19 protein-coding genes are annotated in these 22380 nt (G+C 53.9%); 8 read left to right on the plus strand and 11 right to left on the minus strand.

Annotation, left to right across the window (positions count from 1 at the left end):
* Positions 1-38 precede the first annotated feature (38 nt).
* From RHH27_RS11090 to RHH27_RS11120, 7 genes are all read right to left on the minus strand, one after another.
* Positions 39-2198 carry an AMIN domain-containing protein gene (locus RHH27_RS11090; protein WP_302678298.1) on the minus strand — a complete coding sequence of 720 codons (2160 nt, stop codon included), beginning with the start codon at positions 2196-2198 and terminating at the stop codon, positions 39-41.
* Positions 2199-2292: 94 nt separating this feature from the next.
* On the minus strand, positions 2293-3015 hold the full coding sequence (locus tag RHH27_RS11095) for a type 4a pilus biogenesis protein PilO (RefSeq protein ID WP_302678299.1): 723 nt from the start codon (positions 3013-3015) through the stop codon (positions 2293-2295).
* Positions 3012-3713 (minus strand): PilN domain-containing protein, encoded by a 702-nt coding sequence (locus tag RHH27_RS11100; RefSeq protein WP_302678300.1) that lies wholly within the window; start codon positions 3711-3713, stop codon positions 3012-3014. Before RHH27_RS11100 ends, RHH27_RS11095 begins: the two co-directional genes overlap by 4 nt.
* Before the next feature lie 11 nt (positions 3714-3724).
* Positions 3725-4804: a type IV pilus biogenesis protein PilM gene (pilM, locus tag RHH27_RS11105; RefSeq protein ID WP_225901572.1), complete on the minus strand. Its 1080-nt coding sequence runs from the start codon at positions 4802-4804 to the stop codon at positions 3725-3727.
* A 263-nt stretch (positions 4805-5067) separates the two neighbouring features.
* A complete protein-coding gene (locus RHH27_RS11110; RefSeq protein WP_206200178.1) occupies positions 5068-5649 on the minus strand; it encodes a L,D-transpeptidase in 582 nt (193 codons plus the stop codon).
* Between the two features lie 29 nt (positions 5650-5678).
* Complete coding sequence (locus RHH27_RS11115) at positions 5679-6110, minus strand: hypothetical protein (RefSeq protein WP_302678301.1); 432 nt, start codon at positions 6108-6110, stop codon at positions 5679-5681.
* A gap of 169 nt (positions 6111-6279) precedes the next feature.
* Positions 6280-7509 carry an acetate/propionate family kinase gene (locus RHH27_RS11120; protein ID WP_302678302.1) on the minus strand — a complete coding sequence of 410 codons (1230 nt, stop codon included), beginning with the start codon at positions 7507-7509 and terminating at the stop codon, positions 6280-6282.
* 122 nt (positions 7510-7631) lie between these two features.
* On the opposite strand from RHH27_RS11120, the gene RHH27_RS11125 reads away from it, so the two are divergent.
* Positions 7632-9329 (plus strand): phospholipase D-like domain-containing protein, encoded by a 1698-nt coding sequence (locus RHH27_RS11125; RefSeq protein ID WP_302678303.1) that lies wholly within the window; start codon positions 7632-7634, stop codon positions 9327-9329.
* Positions 9330-9356: 27 nt separating this feature from the next.
* Here the strand turns inward: RHH27_RS11125 and RHH27_RS11130 are convergent, their stop codons facing one another.
* Both RHH27_RS11130 and RHH27_RS11135 read right to left on the minus strand, forming a co-directional pair.
* Positions 9357-9869: an adenine phosphoribosyltransferase gene (locus tag RHH27_RS11130; protein WP_206200182.1), complete on the minus strand. Its 513-nt coding sequence runs from the start codon at positions 9867-9869 to the stop codon at positions 9357-9359.
* A 49-nt stretch (positions 9870-9918) separates the two neighbouring features.
* Entirely contained in the window at positions 9919-11223 is a 1305-nt protein-coding gene (locus tag RHH27_RS11135) for an NCS2 family permease (protein ID WP_206200183.1), read from the minus strand.
* Between the two features lie 394 nt (positions 11224-11617).
* Here RHH27_RS11135 and RHH27_RS11140 point away from each other — a divergent pair, with 394 nt between their 5' ends.
* The 7 genes from RHH27_RS11140 to RHH27_RS11170 all read left to right on the plus strand — a co-directional run bounded on the left by RHH27_RS11140 (position 11618) and on the right by RHH27_RS11170 (position 19635).
* Entirely contained in the window at positions 11618-13339 is a 1722-nt protein-coding gene (locus RHH27_RS11140) for a hypothetical protein (RefSeq protein ID WP_302678304.1), read from the plus strand.
* 17 nt (positions 13340-13356) lie between these two features.
* Positions 13357-14148, plus strand: a complete 792-nt coding sequence (locus RHH27_RS11145; protein WP_302678305.1) for a prepilin-type N-terminal cleavage/methylation domain-containing protein — start codon at positions 13357-13359, stop codon at positions 14146-14148.
* Positions 14126-14632, plus strand: a complete 507-nt coding sequence (locus RHH27_RS11150; protein WP_302678306.1) for a GspH/FimT family pseudopilin — start codon at positions 14126-14128, stop codon at positions 14630-14632. The genes RHH27_RS11145 and RHH27_RS11150 overlap by 23 nt, the downstream gene beginning before the upstream one ends.
* 12 nt (positions 14633-14644) lie before the next feature.
* Positions 14645-15292: a type II secretion system protein J gene (locus RHH27_RS11155; RefSeq protein ID WP_206200187.1), complete on the plus strand. Its 648-nt coding sequence runs from the start codon at positions 14645-14647 to the stop codon at positions 15290-15292.
* Between the two features lie 186 nt (positions 15293-15478).
* On the plus strand, positions 15479-15985 hold the full coding sequence (locus RHH27_RS11160; protein ID WP_149819398.1) for a DUF6790 family protein: 507 nt from the start codon (positions 15479-15481) through the stop codon (positions 15983-15985).
* A gap of 120 nt (positions 15986-16105) precedes the next feature.
* Complete coding sequence (gene carB / locus RHH27_RS11165) at positions 16106-19408, plus strand: carbamoyl-phosphate synthase large subunit (RefSeq protein ID WP_302678307.1); 3303 nt, start codon at positions 16106-16108, stop codon at positions 19406-19408.
* Entirely contained in the window at positions 19402-19635 is a 234-nt protein-coding gene (locus RHH27_RS11170; protein ID WP_149819402.1) for a DUF370 domain-containing protein, read from the plus strand. Before carB ends, RHH27_RS11170 begins: the two co-directional genes overlap by 7 nt.
* Before the next feature lie 14 nt (positions 19636-19649).
* Here RHH27_RS11170 and RHH27_RS11175 read toward each other — a convergent pair whose 3' ends face one another.
* Positions 19650-20141, minus strand: a complete 492-nt coding sequence (locus RHH27_RS11175; protein ID WP_302678308.1) for a spore coat U domain-containing protein — start codon at positions 20139-20141, stop codon at positions 19650-19652.
* Positions 20114-22378, minus strand: coding sequence for a fimbria/pilus outer membrane usher protein (locus RHH27_RS11180; protein WP_302678309.1), 2265 nt, complete (start codon positions 22376-22378; stop codon positions 20114-20116). Before RHH27_RS11180 ends, RHH27_RS11175 begins: the two co-directional genes overlap by 28 nt.
* Positions 22379-22380: the final 2 nt, after the last annotated feature.

A 22380-nucleotide genomic window follows, 5' to 3' on the forward strand; every position in this document is an offset into this window, starting at 1 on the left:
TGAACAGACTCGGAGGGGGCAATCCCTACTTAGAGGCCTTAGCGTCGCCGTGGGGGTTGGAGAATCTGGTTTTGCAGGTTAGGCGGCATACTCCCCGGTGTTGGCGAGTACTGATAGCCGAACCCCGCATTCTGGGTATCATCAACAATCTTCGGCGTCACCATCACCACCAGTTCATTGCGTTGACGCTGGTTGCTCTCGCGGCGGAACAACCGCCCCAACAGGGGAATGTCTCCTAGGATTGGAATCTTAGTCACCAACGAGCGATCTTGATCTTGGATGATGCCCGCCAGCATCAAGGTTTGGCCATCCCGCAAGCGAATCCGCCCCGACTCCATCCGCCGTTGCGAGATCAGTGTCCCTGTGGAACCCGGCGCCCCTGGGAAAATCACAGCATAGGTACCGCTGGGAGCACTTACCTCTGGAGACAATTGCAGCGTTATAAAACCATTATCGTCAATTTGCTCTACGGTGACATTAAAAATCACCCCCACAGGTCGCAGGATTGGGCGAATCTGTTGAGTCGCGATCGCCCCGCCGCCGCCAGTGGCTTGTTGATTAGCAGTGGATTCAATGCCAGAGAAAATTTCTTGGGTCAAATTGACTTGCGCAGCACTCCCCTCCTGAATGACAAGGGTGGGGTTGGTTAGAATTGTGGCATTGCCAGTTTCAATAGAAAGTCGAAGCTGCGCAAAAAAGTCGCTCAGTAGATTCCCCACGGGTGTACTGACTGGTGCGCCAGTGAGGGGGGCAGGGGTCAAACCACCCACGTTAGGCGTGGTGCCACGAATCACCGTTAAACCATTTGGATCTAAAATGGCTCCCCACAGGCTGCTGCCAAAATTAGTAATTAAGTCTGCATTGGCTGTGCGTCCTCGTAGCAGGTTCACATCAATAAACTTGACATTGACCATTACCTGCCGCTTACGGATGTCAAATTGCTGAATCAATTGCGTAGCAATTTCTACCTTGCGGGGGGTGCCAATCAATGTAATAGTGTTGGTGCGGGGGTCACCCACCACCTCTAGCCCCCGCAGGAGTGAGCTTCGACAAATTTGCCCAACAACGCCGCTCGCTGCTTCTGGTACTTGCAGCTGCTCACAGCCGGTTGGCGCCTGAGATGGACCAGTATCTGGCAAGTTTGCGCCATAAACTTCCAAAAGCTGCACTGCCCCTAGTTGCAGGTCACCCTCACGGGTACTGGTTGTACGGTTGAGAGCGGTTTGGGCGGTTGTCTGAGCTTGCCCACTTGTGGTACCGCCAGAGCCAATGGTGCCCCCCGTTTGAGCCAGAGAGCTAATTTGCCGTGTCGTTGAACCCGCCCCAAAGACGCGCATCTGATTGAGGCGGATGGTGCGGACAATGCGGTTTTGGGCATCGGGGGGTAAGGCTTGACCCACAAAGATAGTGCGGCCTTGGCGATTGGCTTTGAGGTTAGTGACCCGCAGCACATAGTTGAATACGTCTTGAACGGATTCATTCTCGATATCGAGGGAGATGGTGACGCCGCCCCCTTCCCCATTGCCTTCCGGAAAGACAACGTTCATATTGGCGGCACGAGCCAGCAAAGAAAGCACTTCCCGTACTGGAGCCTCCCGCAGCAGTAGGCGGGGAATCCGTTCATTGGTGCCCAGTTGAATCACGTCGGGGTCAGCATTGACTGGGCTAATCAGTATATCGCCAACAGGCGGTGGCACTGGGCGCGGTAGAAAAGGCGGCACCGCACTAGGGCCGGGGGGCATGGCCATGGGTTGACCACTGGGGGCAACCTGAGGGCCCGCGGGGCTTTGAGCCGTAATGAAGTTAATTTGCAGGCCATCGCGTCCTTCGCGGATGACTTCACCAATGGGAGCAGCACTAATGCCATTCACGGTGACGCGGATGGTTTTGGCGTCCAGTTGCACCACCTCGACGGAGGAGATACCGGGGGCGGGGTTGTCTTGGCGGAAGGCACCCCCTTGGGGCAGGCGCAGTTGGCTATTGGGAATATCTGCGATGGAGGCATTGCCGCGATTGACGGTGAAAACTGCTGGCCGTAGATTCCCCTGCACGTTGAAGAGGAGTTGAATGCCGTTGGGCGCTGTTACCAGACGAACTCCCGTGATTTCCGTTGCTGTGGCCCAAGTGGGGGTTTGACTGGCAGCAACAAGGGCGGTTGTGGCCACCCCTAAGCCGAGACGATGTAAAAGCTGACTCACGATGCTTGACTCCTCACGAATGCCACCAAATGTATGAAAAGAGAATGCAACTCACTCCCAAGACACTCTACGCTGCTTTTTAGCTTGCCATGCGCTATTGCTGCTGTTGTTGTTGCGGTTGTCCTTGCTGCTCACCTCCTTGGGGTGGGGGGGCCAAAGCGGCAATTTCCTCAGGGGTTAGGGGTACATAGGCCATGAGCTTAAATGTGGTAATCACTTCGCCGGGCTTATCAGCAATCAGTTCCATCGTTAGGTTGTTAATCACGAGGAAGTTCTGCTGCTGATCAATTTTTTGCATGATTTGCAAAATGCTGGGAAATGACCCTTGAATCGTAACGTTGGTTACCTGTTGTTTTAGTTTGGCATTTAATTCGGGGCCAAGGGAGCCATCTTGGACAATTCCTGAAGCTGCACTATCGGGTTCAAATGTGGTCAGTTGGGCACCGCTGGTCAAGATCAGGCGGTTAATGTCAAGGAGGAGGGTGTCTAGGGCTTCCTGTGTCGCAAAGAGCGATCGCACGTCACGATTTTGCTGCTTGGCACGCTCTAGCCCCGCTACCACATCATTAAGTTGCTTCAGGATCACTTCCCGCTGGGAGAGGTCATTTTCCTGCTGGGCAATTTCCTCCTGTAACTTGGCCGCTTCCTCCAGTTTGGGGGCAATGAGAAGACTCCCCAAGTAAACCGCTGCTCCCAAACCTACCAAGGCAATAAGGACACCACTGACGACGGGTGTCAGGGTAATGCCAAAGACCGTCGGATAATTGGGTGCGGGTTCCTCAATCGGCGGGCCGCCAAAATCGCCAGTTAGGGTCATTCCTGTACCACTCCTTTTTCTTTGAGAAATTGAATGCGCGCCACCAGTCCTTCAACGCCATTGGCCGCGAGTTCTTCAAGGAGTTCCGATGCCGGCACGCTGGCGATCGCCGTCTTGATATTGAAGGAAACCCTTGCGGTTGTCTCTTCCTCACCCTGTTGATTTGCCCGTTCCGCCTTCACCAACTGAGTGGCCTTGCCATCAAAAAAGGGAGAGCGATTTTGCAAGAGCAAAAGAAAGTCACTGACTGCATCAAAGGAGACGGCTGTGCCTTCAATCGTTAGCTCTTGGCCTGTTTGTCCGCCTTGGGTAATCCGTCGAATTTGTACTTCCCCTGGCGTTTGAGTTGCCATATTGCGTATCACCGCCGACCAAGGTTTGACCTGATTAAACACCGTGGCTAGGGCTTTGGTTTCTGCGGCAATCTGTTCCTGCTCTTTTTTAATTTCATCCATGCGTTGCAGGTCTGGAGAAATGGCTGCGAGGCGATCCTGAATGCTTTTTTGTTTAATCGTCAGTTGTTGCAGCCAGAGGTTGGCACCCACCGAGCCGAGGAGAGCTAGCCCCACAAAGAAGAGGGCAGCGACACCACCGATAATAATCGGCACATTACTCATTCCTGCCGCTGCGGTTGTGGTAGCAGCCATGCCCCCCACTTCGGGACGTTCTTTAAGGAGGTTAATCTCAATTGAGTACATCGGGGATGCTCCTAAGCGCCACGCAGACCAAGACCAATCACCGTGCCGAGGGCAGGGCGTTTTTCGAGGGGAATCTCTTCCGGGGTTTGCAGTCCCAGCAAACTAATGGGGTCAACCAAAGTGGTGGCATAGTTGAGCCGCTGACTAAAAAACTCATCCACTTGACCAATACTGGCACCGGGACCGGCAAGCAGCAACTGCGAGACCTCTAGACTTTCCCCTTGGTTGAGGTAAAAGTCAATGGAGCGGCGGATTTCGTCTGCTAGATCGGAGAGCACTCGCAAAATAGCGGCACCACTGGGGTTGAGTGCTCCGGTCACATCCATCGGCTCTAGGGGAACGGTCAGATTCTCAATCAGGTCAACGCCCATCGAAGGCGGCAAGTTCATGGCGCGGCTAATGGCTTCTTGCATCCGTTCTTTGCCAATGGGCACTTTGCGGTTGAACTGGGGAATGCCATCTTTGACGATGCTAATTTCTGTGCCCTCGTCGCCTATATCAATAATCGCTGCTGCTTCGCCCACAAACTGCTGTAGTGAATCCCGCAGGGTACGCATGAGGGCAAAATTGGTCACTTCAAGGGCGGTGAGTTGTAAACCGGCTTGGGTAAAGGCATTGATATAGGCATCGGTCACTTCGCGGGGCGTGCCCACGAGCAAAATTTCTACCCGCTCAATGCCATCTTCATCAAGGGAGGTTCCCAGTTTTTGATAGTCAACATCGGCCTCTTCACGGGGAAAGGGCAGGTAGAGGGGCGCTTCCTGCATGAGAACCACTTCCCGCAATTCATAGTCGGGTAATTCCGCAGGCAGGCGAATCAGGCGAATCACGGCTTCATTCATGGGAATGGCACTGATCACCTCTTTTTGTTTGATGCGCTTATCCTCAATCCCTTGACGGATGGCATCGGCGACGGCGGTGGTGTCAATGATGCGGCCTTCTTCAATGGCGCCTTCACTCAAGGGCACTGAGGCCATAGCGGTCATTTTCAGACCCTGCTTTTGCCGCTGAAGCTGTACGATATTGACCCGCTCTGGGGTGAGTTCAATCCCCAAGCCCTGCTTTGGTTTTGCAAATAGATTTCCCAGCACAATATCACCCACCAGTGAACGGTCAAGTTTGCATTAGCGAGATGGTGTGAAGAGTGAATTTCAGAACGAGGCCACACCCTAACCTGACAGGGTTATGGAAACACCTGTGTTGCTAAGGCGATCATAACCAATGTGCATCGGCTCTTTCCAATGCATTGGTATGGTTTGCAAAGTGGCTTTATGCAAAACTTGAGCGATCGCTCTTGGGGAAAGTCACCAGCGATCGCCAAATGATGATATTAGTTTTTCTTGATTAAAATCAATTAGGGCTGAACAATCACTCGTGTGCCCACCTCAATTTTTTCAAAGAGGGCGCGAATATCATCGTTGCGCATCCGCACACAGCCATGGGAAACGGCTTGGCCAATCAAAGATTCATTCGTTGTGCCGTGGAAGCCAGCATAGTTGTTATTTCCCATGGGGGCAAAGACAATCAGGCGATCGCCCAAAGGGTTGCGACCCCCCGGCGGAACCAAAACCCCCGTAAAGGGATTACGCCATTGGGGATTGACGACTTTGTGCAGCACTCTGAAATTACCTTGGGGCGTTTCCCAGCCCGGCTTGCCCACGGCCACGGGATAGCTGGCTAATACTTGATCACCTTCATAGAGAAAGACGCGGCGCTCCCGCAAGCGCAAGACAATTTTGCGTTCCAAAGCGGGTAGAAACGGAGTTGCCTCACCAACGGGGGGAAGTGCCAAGGGCGCTAAGGTGGTCGGCAAGTACGGCTCTGACTCAGAAGCACGGCTCACCTTCAATTCTTCAGCACCCACAGCAGCCATAGGCAGGATAGCGATCGCCCCCAGTGCTAAACCCAAGGTTTTTCCTCTGACCCAGCCCAACATGAGAACAACTCCGATCTCTCTCAGGATGTTTAGAACAGAATTTGTGTTGGCGGTGCCGGCGCTGGTGCTGCGGGGGGAATGGCAGCCGGACGCGGAGCCGGTGCTGAGCCACCCACTTGAGGCACTCGAATGGGGGTTACCGCGACATACTCAGGGGCAGGCACGATGGCGGCACAGATGATTTTGGCGGTGGGCACACTGGCCTTTGGATCCAAAATCACTGCCACATCCAGACCTTCAACAATTTCCTTGCGGAAGGGGCGCTGACGGTGCTTGCGATCAAACACCACCACAATCTCTTCACCCCAAGGTTGCCGCAGGGTGACATTATCTCCATCAATGTTGGTGACAACGCCCCGCACAGCCTTCACCTGCTTGGCTTCGGCGGGAGAAAGTAAAACAGGGGTACAGGTTGCCATTGCGGCCAAGGCAACAAGAGCGGTACGACGCAGATTCAACACAGTTCAACTCCTGATGTTTTTTTGTCTTTGGACGATTTAAAGATTGAATACTGAAAACTGAATACTGAGGAGTGAATAATTACCCGCATTCTACGTACGCCAACCTTGGGGCGTCAAGGCTAGAGCATAAATCTTGATGTTTTCTTATGTTTTCTTCAGCAAATTCAGCTTACAGAAGCTGTATGCAGGCGCGAGCGATCGCCCAATCCTCTTGGGTCTGAACCACGAGAACCCGTACGGGAGCAGTCGACAGCGCAATGTCGCGATCGCCTTTACCCTCTTCGTTAGCTGCGCTATCTAACTCAATTCCCAACCAACCTAGCCCTCGGCAGACATCGCGGCGCACACCGGCGGCATTTTCACCAATTCCTGCTGTGAATACCAACGCATCCAGACCACCAAGAGCCGGCAGAAGGCTCGCAGTGCCCCGTTGCAGGGAGTAGATAAAACAGTCATAGGCTAACTGCGCTTGGGTATTTCCCTGATCAATCGCTGCCAAGATCTGGCGTAAATCGTTACTCACCCCAGAGATCCCCAACAGTCCCGATTGCTGATTTACCAAGCGATCGAGTTCTTCAACTGTCTTGCCCCGCCGCAGCAGATAGAGCAAAATCCCCGGATCAATGTCGCCACAGCGCGTCCCCATCATCACTCCCGCCGTGGGGGTAAAGCCCATTGTGGTCTCAACGGAAACGCCGCCCTTGACCGCCGTCAGGGAACAGCCATTGCCGAGGTGACAGGTAATTAGGCGCAAGGCTGCTAAGGGACGCTGCAATAGGGTGGCCGCCCGTTCACTGACGTATTGATGGCTAATGCCGTGGAAGCCATAGCGTTGAATTCCCGCGCTGGTCAATTCATAGGGAATAGGGTAGGTGCGCGCCACTGCCGGCAATTGCCCATGGAAAGCGGTGTCAAACACAGCAACTTGGGGTGTTTGGGGACAAATGTCGGCCATTAATTCCATTCCCAGTAAGTTGGCTGGATTATGGAGCGGCGCATATTCACTAAATTCGGTAATTGCTGCTTTCACCTGCGCATCCACGCGCACCGCTGCTTGGTAATGGCTACCCCCATGAACCACGCGATGACCAATGATCGTAATCTCTGCAAGGCTTTCTAGGAGCGTTGTCGAGCCAGTGGTGAGGGTGTCTAGGAGCGTTTTGAGCCAGTCCCGTAGGCCTGCAATTCCCCCCTCTGGATGGGTTAGGCTGGCTTCGTAGCGCTGGTCGGCAGTTGTGATCTTGAGCCGCGCCACCGTTGGGTCTTGTCCCCAATCGAGCAGGCCTTGCCAAAGGGGAGCGGGGGGTGTGGCAGCCATTGCCGCCATTTCAGGTGCTAACCGATACAAACAGGCTTTGAGGCTACTAGAGCCAGCATTTAACACCAGCACCGTGATCATGGCAGGCCTGCAAAAGCATCGCCTCTATCCTAGCCAAGCGCCCGTGGCAACCGATGCAGCGCAGAACACCTTGAGGCGAAAAAGAGAGCCCTAGAATTGGGACAAGCATTGGGGAAGTCAGCGTGTTTTGGCAAAAGCTTAAATGGCGGCGACACGGTGTGTATCTGCTGTTGTTTCTACTGGGGCTATTAATTGCCGCCGTGGTGCTCACTCAATTGCGATCGCACCCAATTCTCCGCCCTGCCCTAGACCCGCTGCCTCAACATCCGCAAATCGCGGTACACATGAATCACTCCCAAGCCCACAGTTATCAAGAACCCTATCGCCCCTATACCCGTGAAGGGGAAGACCTTGAGGCAATCATGATTGAGCAGATTGCCAAGGCACAAAAGACGATTGATGTGGCGGTGCAGGAGTTTCGCCTACCCAATCTGGCCAAGGCCCTAGTAGCACGGCAGCAGGCGGGAGTGCGGGTACGAGTGGTGATGGAAAATACCTACACTGCGCCTTGGGCAACCTACAGCCCTGCGCAAGTGAGCGCCATGGATCCGAGAATGCGGGAGCGCTACAACGACTGGAAAGCCCTCGTGGATACCAATGGCGATGGCCAACTCAGTGCAGCGGAACTCAGCGATCGCGATGTGCAGACGATTCTCAACGAGGCCAAGATTCCTTGGATTGATGACACTGCCGATGGCTCTAAAGGCAGTATGCTCATGCACCACAAGTTTATCGTTATTGATAATCGCCAAGTCATTGCCACTAGTGCCAACTTTACCCTCAGTGATGTCCATGGCGACTTGGGACGACCCGATACCCGTGGCAATGCCAACTCCCTCTTGGTGATTGATAGCCCCGCGGTGGCACGCCTATTTACTGAGGAATTCAACATTATGTGGGGGGATGGTCCCGGTGGTCAGCCCAACAGTCGCTTTGGGGTCAAAAAGCCAGTGCGTCCCCCTCAACGGGTGGCTGTGGGCGATGCCATGGTCACGGTGCGCTTTTCGCCAACCCCGCGATCGCAACCCTGGGCGGCCTCTACCAACGGCCTCATTGGTCAAACTCTGAATCGCAGTCGCCAAAAAATTGATATGGCGCTCTTTGTTTTCTCCGATCAGGAGTTGTCCTACGTGCTTGAGGAACGCCATAACCAAGGGGTTAGCATTCGTGCCCTCATTGACTCAGGATTTATCTACCGTGACTTTAGCGAAGCCCTCGATATGATGGGGGTAGCGATGGCCAATACTGCCCAAGCCCGTCAAGGCAACTGTTACTACGAAGCCGGCAACCGCCCGTGGCAAAACCCCATTCAAACGGTGGGCACCCCCCTCCTACCAGAAGGCGATAAGCTGCACCACAAGTATGGCGTGGTTGACGATCGCACGCTGATTGTGGGTTCCCACAACTGGTCCGAGGCGGCCAACCGCGGTAATGATGAATTCTTGCTGGTCATCGAGCATCCTACGGTTGCAGCTCACTACGAACGGGAGTTTGAGCGGCTCTATAGCAATAGTCGTTTGGGGCTGCCGCAGCATATTCGCGATCGCATTCAGCAGCAGTTGACCGCCTGTGGTGGTAAGATTGCCACCCGACCTGCCCCCTCTTCAGGAAATCGTGCCAGCACGCCGACTACACGGGTGAACTTGAACACGGCCACCGCAGAGGAACTGCAAACCCTACCGGGCGTCGGCCCCAAACTGGCGGCTGAAATTATCCGTGCTCGCGAGCAAAAGCCCTTTCAATCCTTGGCCGATCTAGATGCTGTCCCCGGTGTCGGGCCGAAGCTCCTCGAACGCTTGCGCGATCGCGTGACGTGGTAACGCCCTAGTCAGTCACACTTAATAAACCTAATAAGTTACAAGGGTGGTAATCGGCACATCGGGCAACTTTTGTCGTCCCCCCAAGTCCGTCAGCTCGACGATAAAGGCAAAGCCATGGAGTTCAGCTTGCGCTTTTTGGATCAGACCCGCCGCTGCTGCCGCTGTGCCTCCAGTGGCAATCAAGTCATCAACAATGAGTACCCGCCGACCTGGCTCTACAGCATCTTGGTGCATCTCGAGGCGATCGCGCCCATACTCTAGTTCATACTCCACCGCATAGACGGGAGCACAAAGTTTACCCGGTTTGCGTAAAGGAATGAAGCCTGCTCCCAGTCGATAGGCCAAGGGGGCACCAAAAATAAAGCCCCGCGACTCGATACCAGCCACATAGTCAATGCCCTCGTTGGCGTGTTTTTCCACCAATTGGTCAATGACGTAGCGCAGCCCCGCCTGATTTTGCAGCAGTGTTGTTAAATCCCGAAACAAAATGCCCGGCTTAGGGAAGTCTGGGACATCACGAATCAGGGATTTGAGATCCATAGGTAGTGTGTTTCCAATCAGTTCAGAAGCATCCTATCTTAGATCTTGTCTAACGCCAAAAGTAGTGGGCAATAAAGATAAGCGCCAATCCCCAGAGGGCAGGATGCACTTCCCTCCCTTTGCCTGCCGCCCATTTCACGATTGGATAGCTAATAAATCCCACTGCTAGCCCCTCACTGATGGAGTAGCTCAAGGGCATCACCAACACCACTAAAAAAGCAGGAATTGCTTCCGTGAGATCAGACCAAGGAATGTCTGGGAGCGATCGCGCCATAAAGACACCGACAAGCACTAGCGCTGGTGCCGTGGCAAAACTGGGAATCGCGGTTGTGATCGGCAAAAAAAACAGTGAGAGCAAAAACAATCCGCCAACCATTAAAGCCGTCAGTCCTGTCCGGCCGCCCACGGCAATTCCGGCTGCCGATTCAATATAGGTGGTCACGGTGGAAGTGCCAAAGAGGGCGCCAACAATTGTCCCCACCGCATCTGCCATAAAGGCTCCCAAAGCGCGGGGGAAATGTCCCTGCTGATTGAGAAACCCCGCCTGTACCCCCACCGCAGAGAGCGTGCCTACGGTGTCAAACATATCGGTAAAAAGCAGTACCAAGGTGACCAAGAAAAAAGACCCCAACTGCCGCGGTTGCAATTGTCCAAAACCCGCCAAGGCTTGACCAAAGAGATGGGACGGCCATTGCGGCCATTGGATCAAACCTGTCGGCCAAGGGGCAGCCCCCACTAGCCATGCAGCTAAGGCGGTGATCATCACCCCCCAAAAAATCGCCCCCCGCACCCCCTTAGCACAAAGAAAGGCTGTCAAAAGAATCCCAAGGGCAGCGAGGATGGGTGGCCATGTCTGAAAGGTGGTGAGTTTTGTTTTCGTGGCGGCATCAGCGATGATAATTCCCGCATTGCTAAGGCCAATGTAGGCGATAAATAGCCCCACCCCGGCAGCGATCGCCACCTTCAAGGACATGGGAATCATATTTACAATCAGCGATCGCACCCCCGTCAAGGTGAGCAGCACAAAAACAATGCCCTCTAGGAGGACAGCACTCAACGCCAATGGCCAAGGCAGCCCCATTTGCCCCACCACCGCAAAAGCAAAAAAGGCATTGATGCCCATGCCGGGGGCCAACGCAATCGGGTAATTTGCCCAAGTCCCCATCAGCATGCTACCCACTGCCGCAGACACGGCGGTTGCAATCACCAACTCCGCCTGCAAATCTTGTGGTTGCTCGCGAAAAATGGCATTGGAAAGAATTTGTGCATTGACGGGCAAGATGTAGGCCATCGTTAGAAATGTTGTCAGTGCCGCCAGTGCCTCGGTAGGGAGTGAGGTGTGTGCTTGCTGCAAATTACACCAATCCCTAAAGCGTGAGTACCCATGTCTCCTCAAGAGGTTGCTCCTTTGTGCGAGAGTTATTCAAGTTTATTTACGCTTTTATTTACGCTGAAGCCCAGTATGAGTGAATTTGATAAGGCTTGGACTTGTCCCTAACAGAGAGATTCGCCACTGCATATACTGGAGTACTCTTGAAATGGAGCCTTTTGGGAAAAGGTATAATAGGGAGCAGGACATGGATGTGAGCGAGATTACATCACCTCTCTCAAGTTTGCGGTTAAATTATATCAACTGTGTATAAAAGCCAAAAATTGAGGGCGTATTCAACTCAGCATCAGCAGCAACGAAGTTCTCGTAGTCAAGATATATTGATAGAGCAAAGGTTGGGGCAATAGAGGACAGGCCAATGATGAAAAAACTGGTGCGCTCACTGAAACGTCGCTATCCCCGTCCGGGGTATCGGCGGCGGCAGCGGGGGTTTACTCTGCCTTTGGTCTTGGGCATGGGACTGATCATGATCGTGGTTGCCCTAACCCTGCTCTCGCGATCGCAACTGGATGTGACCACTGCCAGCCTGCAAAAACAAACCCAGCAGGCCTTTGCGGTGGCTGAAGGTGGTATGGCTCGTACCCTTGGCTTACTCAATGGCAACTACCAGATTCTGCTGCGCCGCACCTATAACCCCGCTAACAATACGAACTTTAATCCTGCCCGCCCCTACCTGATCAGTCGCGCAGCGGATGCAACAAAAGTGGGTCAGCCCAATACCACGGGTTTGAATGTTCCTGCTGTAAATGAATGGACAGCGGCGAGCCTTGATTCTGATGCGCCCCCCTGCTTTACCCTCGATAACCTAAATACGATTGTCCTCAACGGCACAATTGGCACCCCTGTGCAGGGCAATTACCGTATTCTCTCCTATCTCTATGATGCGCCAACGCAAACAGGACACCTGTTGATCGAAGGTCGCTTGCCCAATAACTCGCCGGCGAATGCCTTCATCTTGCAAAAGATGGTGATTACGGATCGCAGCGTGCCCTCCAACTTCCCTGGCCTGCTGGCACAAAGCATTAACCTCGGCAACAATGATGTCTTTGGCACCGTCAACGGCAATGTGATCTGCACCAATCCTGCCAACTGTGTGGTTCCCCAAGCCCAGTGCCAAAATGGCCAGCCGACCCAACAGGGACTGCGCAGTGCCATCGGAGCGCTCAATAACGCGATTATTGAGGGGACGATCGCCATCAACAAGATTAACCTACCGCCTTTTCCTATAGCACCTGATGCGGTGGGTGGTTCCGTGCTAGGGAGTGTTCCCCTGACTACGCTACCCAGTTGGTTGCCATCCAGTCAAATTACCGACTTTCAGCAAGCCCTGCAAGCGGCAGGCGGCTACAGTCAAGGTGCCTACGCCAACTTTCCGATTCCAGGACAAGGCCGAAATCCTCCCCAAGACTCACAGGACATTACAGGTAGAACAACTGACCAAAACTTTCCCCGTCCGGGCGATCGCCCCTACGTTGACCCTGACCCCAACATTCCCTTCTTTATCCCTGATCCCCTACGCCCCGGGGAGCGAATTGTCAACCCAGAGAAAGTCTATTACGCCTATCGCATTCGCAACATTAACCTCAGTGGTAACGAGAGGGTGACATTTAATACGACGAACTATGCCATTCGCCTCTACCTCAGTCGCAACATCTCCCTCAGTGGTAATGCAGGGATTGACAACACCTGTAGCCCCAATAGTTCCACCTGCGGTACCGACGCTAATATGGGACTTCCCAGTGGTGTCGGCACGCCCGATCGCCTACGCATCTATGGCAATCCCCCAGACCCAACCAATGCGATACCTGACCAAGAATTCACCCTTAGCGGTGGCTCCACAGTAGGAAGTGTCTTTGTTTATGCGCCTGATGCGAAGGTAGGCATCAATGGCGGCAGTCGCGAGCCAGATATCTTCGGTGCAGTTTGGGCAAAAACGTGGAATGGTTCTAGCTCCAACAATGCTGAAATCAGGGTGCCCGATCGCCTACCGGAAGCCTTGGGAGGCAACTATGCCAATGCTTCAATTGTTGTGGCACGCACCACCGAAGCGAGCAACTGGAACCGCCTAGCCCAGTACTAAATTCGGAGGTAATGTTGATGACTCGTAGTAAGTTCTATTTCCACTGGCTGGTGCAGCAACGTTCCCAAGGCTTTACCCTTGCGGAGGTCTTGGCTTCCATTCTGGTGATTAGCCTCTTTACCCTAGCGGCGATGCAGGCCATTGTTGTCGCTGCCTTTTTCCAAGCGGATGCCCGTAAATTTGCCGAGGCCAGTCACTGGATTCAAGATGATCTGGAAAATATCAAAATTGTTGCCTACGATCTCTGCCAAACCAAGTTTGCCCAACGCAAGCTGGCAGCACCCGCCCAAGGCAATGACACCACCTTAACACTGGCACTCATTCAATCGGGTGAAAGTGACTACGATCAAGCCATGCCCCCAGAGTATCGCACCGGGGGTGCCTGTCCAGTAACTTCACCCACGGATGGGTTTCGAGTGGGCGATCGCGTTCTCATTGGTTCGGACTCGGGCACACGCCGTATTGTCTCTATGTCAGACAACACGATTACCTTGGACTCGCCAGTAGGGGGCTATCGGGGGGCGGGTACTCGTGTCTATGCCCGCTGTCGGATTCAAGCCGATGAAACCAATGGCATTGATGGTGGCTTTGGTGCCTACCTGCAAACCTTGATTCCGCCGATGAACAGCAGCAATAATAGTCGCCCCATTGTCAATGACACGTTTACGATGACGCGCACACCCACCACCCGTGCTGAGGCACCTTTCCAAACCCTAGAACTGGCCTATTCTGTGCGCAATAGTAACAACCGCGTCGTTGCTCAACTATCAACCGAGGTAGTGCCCAATGCGTTTTTCCGCTGTCCGTGAGCAGGGCATGACCCTGATTGAAATCCTGATTGTCCTGACGGTGGCAGCGATTTTAGCGGTGGCTGTCACGCCGAGCTTTCTCTATTGGCTAGAAACGCAGCGGGTCAACCAAGCTCTTGAAAGCTTAGAGGGGGCACTACGGGAAGCGCAGCGGGAGGCAATGCGACGCAACCAAGCCTGTCGAGTGACGATTAACACAGGCACCAATCCCACTATCGCGGGAGATCCACCCCAATGTCTGCCCAATGGCTCCCGCCAACTGGAAAATGTAACCCTGCGTCGAGGAACAGGGACGGCCTCCGTGCGATTTGGCTTTCAGGGGCGCACCAGTAGTACAGGCACTATTGTCATTGCTTCTACCAATAATCCCACCCTTCAGCGCTGTTTGGTGGTGTCCTTGGGATTGGGGATTATGCGCACGGGCAGTTACCTTGCAACGGATACCACGGGTATGACTGCCAACAACTGTCAAGCACGCAACTAGAGGGGCACAGATATGCAGGGTTGGCGCAGAAGCGATCGCGGCTTTACATTGACGGAGTTACTGGTGGCGGCTGCCGTTGGCAGTATTGTTGTGGCCATGAGTGGTTGGGCAATGGTGGCTATCCTGCAAAACAATCGTCGTGTTGAAGAGCAGGCAATTACCCGCATGAACCTGAGCCGCGCCCTCGACTTTATCTCCGATGATATTCGCTCAGCCATTCGCATCTCAACCACGGCACCCCCAGATTGGGTCATTCCCAGTGGTGGCTACCAGTTGGTGATGTTTATAGAAAAACCAGCGGATAACCTAGAGGAACAGAACGACGGCACCCTCGCCAGTACGACCCGTGTGGCCTATTACACCCGTCCCAAGACGAGCAATGTGGTGTGGCGAGGCCCGATGATTCTCTATCGCCAAAAAATTGGTGACTCTACCCCCAATGCGTTGATTGATGGCATTGCCAACACGAGTCCCAACTGCACCAATAACTTGCCGGGCGCTGTTGACAGTGGCACCAACAAAGGAGGGTTTCGCGTCTTCGTTCAGCACAATCGCAATGTCAAGCTCTGCATTGCTGGTTTGGTGGAGTCAACGGGTACGGTTTACCAAGCAGAAACCCTTGCCGCCGTGCGATCCGGATCTGCGACCCCCACTCCCTAGCGGCAGCAGCATTCCTTGAGAGGTACTTTTGGGAACACTGATAGCTTCTCCTCTTCACTCGGATAGAATAGGCTCAAAACGGTGAAAGTTCCTAGGGAACGGGATGACCTCCCCTTTACTTTACGTACCCCCTGTTTGACAAAAGGGTCATCGTTTTTCTATTGCTGCTGTTATAGGGATGCAACCATGATTTGGCTTTTTTATAGTCTGATGACTATTCTTGGCATTGGTCTGCATTTGTGGCGACAGCCTCACCAGCGTACACGGGCAGGGATCATCCATGTCAGCTTGCTGTACCTACTGGTTATTTTTGTGGGAATTGGGGGGGTGATGAGTGCGTTGGTGCATACGTTTGATGCTGCAGCGACGGCTCGCAAAATTGGCTGGTTACCGGGGAGTCCTTTCCAATTTGAGGTCGCAATGGCGAATCTGGCCTTTGGGATTCTTGGCCTGCTCTGCATTTGGCAACGAGGATTGTTCTGGTCAGCAACAGGGATTGGTTTCTCGGTCTATGTGTTGGGATGTGCCTATGGCCACTACCAACAGATGTTGCTGGGAAATTTTGCCCCCTACAATGCTGGCTGGGGGATTTGGCTTTACGATGTTGGCGTACCGTCGTTGATCTTGACATTGCTGTGGGGTCGCAGTCGCTGGAATGTGTCCCACCCTCATAGGAATGTGAGTAAATCCTAACACCAATCGCCCTCAGAGCTGGTGACCTAGTGATTTTCAACTTAACAGAACAGGCGCGATCTCAAGGGGGAGTGTAGGATAGGGAAGGCGTGATTGAAATCCTTTGGCTGCGTTGTCCCTATGCCTCGTCGTACCGATATTTCAAAAATTCTCATTATTGGTTCGGGTCCGATTGTCATTGGTCAAGCCTGTGAATTTGACTATTCGGGAACCCAAGCCTGTAAGGCGTTGCGCGAGGAAGGGTACGAGGTGATCCTGATTAACTCCAACCCCGCCACCATCATGACGGATCCCGAGACCGCCGATCGCACGTACATTGAACCCCTCACCCCGGAAATGGTGGAAAAAGTCATTGCCGCCGAACGCCCCGATGCCCTACTGCCGACCATGGGCGGACAAACGGCGCTGAACTTGGCGGTGGCTCTGTCAAAATCGGGAGTGCTGGATCGCTATGGCGTGGAGTTGATTGGTGCCAAATTACCCGCCATTGAAATGGCCGAGGATCGCAAGCTCTTTAAGGAGGCAATGCAGCGCATTGGGGTGGGGGTGTGTCCGTCGGGCTTGGCCAATACCCTCGAAGAGGCGCGGGCGATCGCCCAAGAGATTGGGGTTTATCCCCTGATTATTCGACCGGCCTTTACCTTGGGGGGCAGCGGTGGTGGCATTGCCTATAACCAAGAGGAATTTGAAGAGCTTGCTGCTGCTGGTCTGGAGGCTAGCCCGGTCTCGCAGATTCTCATTGAGCAGTCCCTGATTGGCTGGAAAGAATATGAGCTAGAAGTCATGCGGGATATGGCCGATAACGTGGTCATTATCTGCTCCATTGAGAACGTGGATCCCATGGGTATCCATACCGGGGACTCCATCACTGTCGCACCAGCGCAAACCCTGACGGATAAAGAGTATCAGCGGCTGCGGGATGCTGCCATCAAAATCATTCGGGAAATTGGCGTAGAAACGGGCGGATCAAACATTCAGTTTGCCGTTAACCCCGAAACAGGGGAAGTGATCGTGATTGAAATGAATCCCCGTGTCTCGCGCTCCTCAGCACTCGCTTCTAAGGCAACTGGCTTTCCCATTGCCAAAATGGCGGCGAAATTGGCTGTGGGCTACACGCTGCCGGAAATCCCCAACGACATTACCAAGAAAACCCCCGCTAGCTTTGAACCCACGATTGACTACGTGGTCACCAAGATTCCCCGCTTTGCCTTTGAGAAGTTTCCCGGCTCGCAGCCGGTGCTGACCACCCAAATGAAGTCCGTTGGTGAAGCCATGGCCATTGGCCGCACATTCCAAGAGTCCCTGCAAAAAGCCCTGCGATCGCTGGAAACCGGACGCGCCGGCTGGGGGTGCGATCGCCCCGAAAAACTCCCCAGCCTTGAACAACTGCGGGGGAAACTGCGCACACCCAATCCCGATCGCATCTTTGCCATTCGCCACGCCTTCCTCTTGGGGATGACCGTTGAAGAGGTTTATGAACTAACCGCCATTGATCCGTGGTTCCTGCGGCAGATGCAGGGACTGCTAGAAACGGAAAAATTCCTCAAGCGCAGCAAACTAGAGCAACTCACCGCTGATGATCTCTGGCGGGTCAAGCAGCAGGGCTTTAGTGATGCCCAAATTGCCTACGCCACCAAAACCACCGATGATCAGGTGCGGGCCTATCGCCAATCCCTCGGTGTTGTTCCCGTCTATAAAACCGTGGACACCTGTGCCGCCGAGTTTGAGGCCTACACCCCCTACTACTACTCCGCCTATGAGCGGCCGGTGGAGCAAATTAACCCCGATACCGGCGATGTTGAATTACTGCCCCCGCAATCGGAAGTGCTGCCCCCCCGCAAGCCGCGGGTAATGATTCTTGGCTCAGGGCCAAACCGCATTGGTCAAGGGATTGAATTTGATTACTGCTGCTGCCATGCTTCCTACGCGCTGCGGGCGGATGACTATGAAACAATCATGGTCAACTCCAATCCTGAAACGGTTTCCACGGATTACGACACCAGCGATCGCCTCTACTTTGAACCCCTGACGAAGGAAGATGTCCTCAACATTATTGAGGTGGAGCGCCCCGTCGGCATTATTATTCAGTTTGGCGGTCAAACGCCGCTGAAACTCGCCTTACCCCTCCAGCAGTACCTCGAAACCCATGGCGATCGCCTCGGAACGCAAATCTGGGGCACCTCGCCCGACTGCATTGATATTGCCGAAGACCGCGAACGCTTCGAGAAAATCTTGCGGGAGCTGAATATCCCCCAACCCCCCAATGGCACCGCTCGCAGTTACGCCGAAGCCCTGAGTATTGCCCAGCGCATTAGCTACCCCGTAGTGGTGCGCCCCAGTTATGTGCTCGGCGGTCGCGCCATGGAAATCGTCTATTCCGATGCCGAACTGGAACGCTATATGAACGAAGCCGTGCAGGTGGAGCCAGAGCGACCAATTCTCATTGATAAGTATCTGGAAAACGCCATTGAAGTGGATGTGGATGCCATTGCTGATGCCAGCGGTACCGTGGTGATTGGTGGGATTATGGAACACATCGAACAAGCCGGGATTCACTCTGGGGATTCTGCCTGTAGCTTGCCCACCCAATCCCTTTCTCCTACTGTGTTGGCGACCATTCGCAGGTGGAGTATTGCCCTCGCCAAGGCTCTCAAAGTGGTGGGGCTGATGAACCTACAACTGGCAGTACAAGGGGAGCAGGTCTATATTTTGGAGGCCAACCCGCGGGCATCCCGTACGGTGCCCTTTGTCTCCAAGGCGATCGGCATTCCCCTTGCTAAAATGGCTGCCCGCCTGATGTCAGGCAAAACGCTTGCAGAACTCAATTTCCTCGATGAGAAGATTCCCAACCATGTCGCTGTTAAGGAAGCGGTTCTGCCCTTTGAAAAATTTGCCGGTACGGATACGGTACTGGGGCCAGAGATGCGCTCTACGGGTGAAGTGATGGGGATTGACATGACCTTTGGTGCTGCCTATGCCAAGTCTCAACTGGCGGCCAATCAAAGGTTACCTTTGAAAGGAACCGTTTTTGTATCGATGAGCGATCGCGACAAGGCAGCGATTGTGCCCGTGGTGCAGGAGTTGCAGTCCCTCGGCTTTCGGATTATTGCCACCGAAGGAACCCGCAATGCTCTGCTTGAGGCGGGTCTGAGTAATATTGAACTCATCCTCAAGCTCCATGAAGGGCGTCCCCATGTCCTCGATGCGATTAAAAATGAGCAGATTCACCTGATTCTGAATACGCCCTCGGGTCAGGAAGCCCGTACCGATGCCCAATTGATTCGTCGCACCGCCCTTGCCTACAAGATTCCAATTGTGACGACGATCGCCGGTGCCAAGGCAACGGCTGCCGCCATTAAAACCCTGCAAACCTCAACCCTCGGGGTACGGGCACTTCAGGACTACCATCGGGCAGAATGCTAAACATTGGTTTTGGCAACTACGTCTCACCGCAGCGACTGCTGGCGATCGTCAGCCCCGACTCTGCCCCCATCAAGCGCCTAATTCTCGAAGCACGGCAGCATCATCACCTCATTGATGCCACCCACGGACGGCGGACTCGTGCCGTACTGGTCTTGGATGGGGAGATTGTCGTTCTCTCGGCGCTGCATCCTGAAACGTTGGTGGCGCGACTCAACCCACCCCCCTAGACGCCTCTAAAACATCAAAAAATAATCGTCACCCGCAGTGAGTCGGTGTAGAGGCCGGGGGCAACCCACTGCTGGGCAGGAATGCGACCGTAGATCATCAGTGTATTGAGGACATTGTTGCCGGGAATAAACGGCCCCCGTTGCTGTGTGCCCCCTGTGCCATCGCCCCAAATGATACTGCGATTAGCATCAAGATAGAGGTTATAGTTCAGGCGATCGCTCCCACTGCTCATTTGTCGCGGTGTAAAACTATTGCTGCCCCCTTGGCTTAGTTGAACCGTTACGGGGCGGTTATTAAAGCTACCAGCCCCACCCCCCACACAGACAAATTGGACTTGACCAGTGATATCCAGAGGAATGGGCGAAAAAGGATCATAGCTCCCAAAGTTTAACCCGGTCACACTTTGAAACTGACAACCCGTCCCCTGAGCCTGTGCGGCTGCCCAATACCCAAGGCAACTGAGGCCAGTGATGCATCCTATCGTGGCGAGTCGGGCAACGAACATGAGACTTCCCCTACATCAGTAAAGAGATCGTCACTGGGTGGCAGTGTCAGTTGGAACGTACAGCGCAGTTGCTCGTAGGTCACTTCAGCAGTGTAGGTTCCTGCTTCTAGGGTATCAAAGTAAAATTCTCCCCTTGGCGAGAGGGGCGATAGGATTGTTTCCTTGTTGCGTTCTAGGGTGAGTTGTCCCAAATTGGGAATGATTCGCTCACTGCCCCGCAAAATCACCACTCGTCCGACATAGTTGCGACTGGGGCGGACATCAAAGCGGGCGATCGCTCCCCCACGAAAAGGCGGTGCAATCAGTAGCTCGGTGCGGCCAATGGCAAAATCAATGGGAATATCCTGATCCTCGATCCGCAAGGCATTGCCGTAGTAGGGCAGCAAGTCTGGAATCAAAATTTTACCGCGACGATTCGTGCGACCAATTTCCTGATTGCTTAAGTAGGTGCGCACACCCCCCACATTGGGCACATCCACCAAAACAAAACTTCCCTGCACCGGTCGCGTGGCAAAAACTTCACCGCCAATTGTGACGAATCCCCCTTCCACCACCACTTGCGCCTGTCCTGTATCCCCTGCCTGCGCGTAGCCAATTTGGTAGCGGCTCCAAGGGGCATTGTAAGAAAATGTGCCACTGACAAAGACCCGCTCATTGGCCTGAAGCACCTGTCCCTGATAGCCATAGCCGACGCCCACCGGGAGCGATCGCGAGACGTTGAGGAAAGGAACCCCCTGATTTCCCTGTTGCAGCCAGCCAGTGTTAAGTGTCACTGCATTGTTCAGAAAGTAGTTAAACGTAACACTGATTTGGTTCACTGGCTGATCACTGCCAGAAAGGAAGCGCGAACCTTGCAGGTATAGACTGAGATTGCGGCGGAGTTGCACTTGAGCGAGAATCGTTGCCTGTTGCCGCACCACTTGATCGCGGGGATTGGTAAAAAAGTACTGACCACTGATTGTTACCCGCGACCCCAGATTCAGAGTGGCATTGGCAAAGCCCTCTAACTGCGGGCGATCGTCCCCCAAACCCAAGCCAGTATTGACATAGTTGCCACTGAGGAGGCGCACCCCACCACCAAAGGCCAGCCGCCGCCCCGGATAGTTGTAGCCAACAGCAACCCCACTCCCCAATTTTCCCTCAGTGGTACTCACCGCCGCCGCCACATCCAGCGTGCCAATGGGAATCGCCGTACTCAGGTTCAAGCCCGCATTCAAAAGATCGCCATTGCCTTCCAGACGTGCCCCTAGGGTCAAGTTATTCAAAATGCCCTGCCGATAGGCCGCCAAAAATTGCACCTGATCTCCGTAGCTGAAATTCTCCGTGCCAAAATTTTCCCGCTCGGCACCGGCAGCCACAATAAACTCCGATAGTCCAGGGCGCAATAACGTAAACGACTGGACAAAATTACGGCTAAAGACCTGTTGATTGCCCTCAGCATCCTTTATCACAATTCGCAAGCGATTAAAGCCCCCAAAGGCGGGCAAATTTTTGAGAATAAACGGCCCCGGCGGTAACGTCACCTGCCGAATCAGCAAGTTATTCAGGTAAATTTCTGCGCTGCTGGGGGTGGTTACCTCACCCCGAAAGTCAAAGGCGGGTTGGCGAATCAGGTAAGGGCTAAGGCCAAAGTTGCGTTCCCAAACAATGCCCCCCCAAAGGCCACCCCCGCCCAACAGGTCACTGCTGATAAACGCATCCCCTAGGGTCAAAGTTGTGAGATGGCGCCGATGATCCAATCTAAAAGCGGTGAGTCCCCGTTGCAGGTTGCCATCGGCAGTCAACCCCAGCGTTGAGGTGAGGGCATTGCCACCAAAGCTAATCGCCACTTCACTGGCAGCCGTCAGTTGTTCAAAGTTATTCCAAAAAACACCATAGTTCAGGTAGGCACTTAAGGGTTGGCTATAGCGAATCCCCGGCGGTTCATTACTCGGTTTAAAGTCAATGACCGTTTGTGGCAGTTGGGCTGCTCCCACCTGTAACCGTAGCACTAAGTTGGCATCATCCCGCTGGAATGTCATCTGCGTTGCCAACGACTGCAAGGAGACGTGCTCAATGCCTTGGATGATTTCGCGGCGACCGCCAATCTCCCTCAGACCGGCATTCACTAGATCCTGCAAAGGGATGAGCACATCATCGCCACGCACCAAAACAATCACATCCCCCTTGGTAACGCGATTCACCTCAAGGGTATAAATGGCAGAGACTTCTGCTTGGGCAGAGACTGGAGCAGCCATCA

The organism is Thermosynechococcus sp. PP555 (assembly GCF_031583225.1).
GTDB lineage: Bacteria > Cyanobacteriota > Cyanobacteriia > Thermosynechococcales > Thermosynechococcaceae > Thermosynechococcus.

What these genes read in the sequence shown, in the direction of transcription:
- RHH27_RS11175 (WP_302678308.1), bottom strand. Translation starts at nt 20,141, where the DNA reads ATGTTCGTTGCCCGACTCGCCACGATAGGATGCATCACTGGCCTCAGT.
- carB (WP_302678307.1), top strand. Translation starts at nt 16,106, where the DNA reads ATGCCTCGTCGTACCGATATTTCAAAAATTCTCATTATTGGTTCGGGT.
- RHH27_RS11110 (WP_206200178.1), bottom strand. Translation starts at nt 5,649, where the DNA reads ATGTTGGGCTGGGTCAGAGGAAAAACCTTGGGTTTAGCACTGGGGGCG.
- RHH27_RS11130 (WP_206200182.1), bottom strand. Translation starts at nt 9,869, where the DNA reads ATGGATCTCAAATCCCTGATTCGTGATGTCCCAGACTTCCCTAAGCCG.
- RHH27_RS11120 (WP_302678302.1), bottom strand. Translation starts at nt 7,509, where the DNA reads ATGATCACGGTGCTGGTGTTAAATGCTGGCTCTAGTAGCCTCAAAGCC.
- RHH27_RS11095 (WP_302678299.1), bottom strand. Translation starts at nt 3,015, where the DNA reads ATGACCCTAACTGGCGATTTTGGCGGCCCGCCGATTGAGGAACCCGCA.
- RHH27_RS11160 (WP_149819398.1), top strand. Translation starts at nt 15,479, where the DNA reads ATGATTTGGCTTTTTTATAGTCTGATGACTATTCTTGGCATTGGTCTG.
- RHH27_RS11100 (WP_302678300.1), bottom strand. Translation starts at nt 3,713, where the DNA reads ATGTACTCAATTGAGATTAACCTCCTTAAAGAACGTCCCGAAGTGGGG.
- RHH27_RS11140 (WP_302678304.1), top strand. Translation starts at nt 11,618, where the DNA reads ATGATGAAAAAACTGGTGCGCTCACTGAAACGTCGCTATCCCCGTCCG.
- RHH27_RS11150 (WP_302678306.1), top strand. Translation starts at nt 14,126, where the DNA reads ATGCGTTTTTCCGCTGTCCGTGAGCAGGGCATGACCCTGATTGAAATC.
- RHH27_RS11170 (WP_149819402.1), top strand. Translation starts at nt 19,402, where the DNA reads ATGCTAAACATTGGTTTTGGCAACTACGTCTCACCGCAGCGACTGCTG.
- RHH27_RS11155 (WP_206200187.1), top strand. Translation starts at nt 14,645, where the DNA reads ATGCAGGGTTGGCGCAGAAGCGATCGCGGCTTTACATTGACGGAGTTA.
- RHH27_RS11145 (WP_302678305.1), top strand. Translation starts at nt 13,357, where the DNA reads ATGACTCGTAGTAAGTTCTATTTCCACTGGCTGGTGCAGCAACGTTCC.
- RHH27_RS11180 (WP_302678309.1), bottom strand. Translation starts at nt 22,378, where the DNA reads ATGGCTGCTCCAGTCTCTGCCCAAGCAGAAGTCTCTGCCATTTATACC.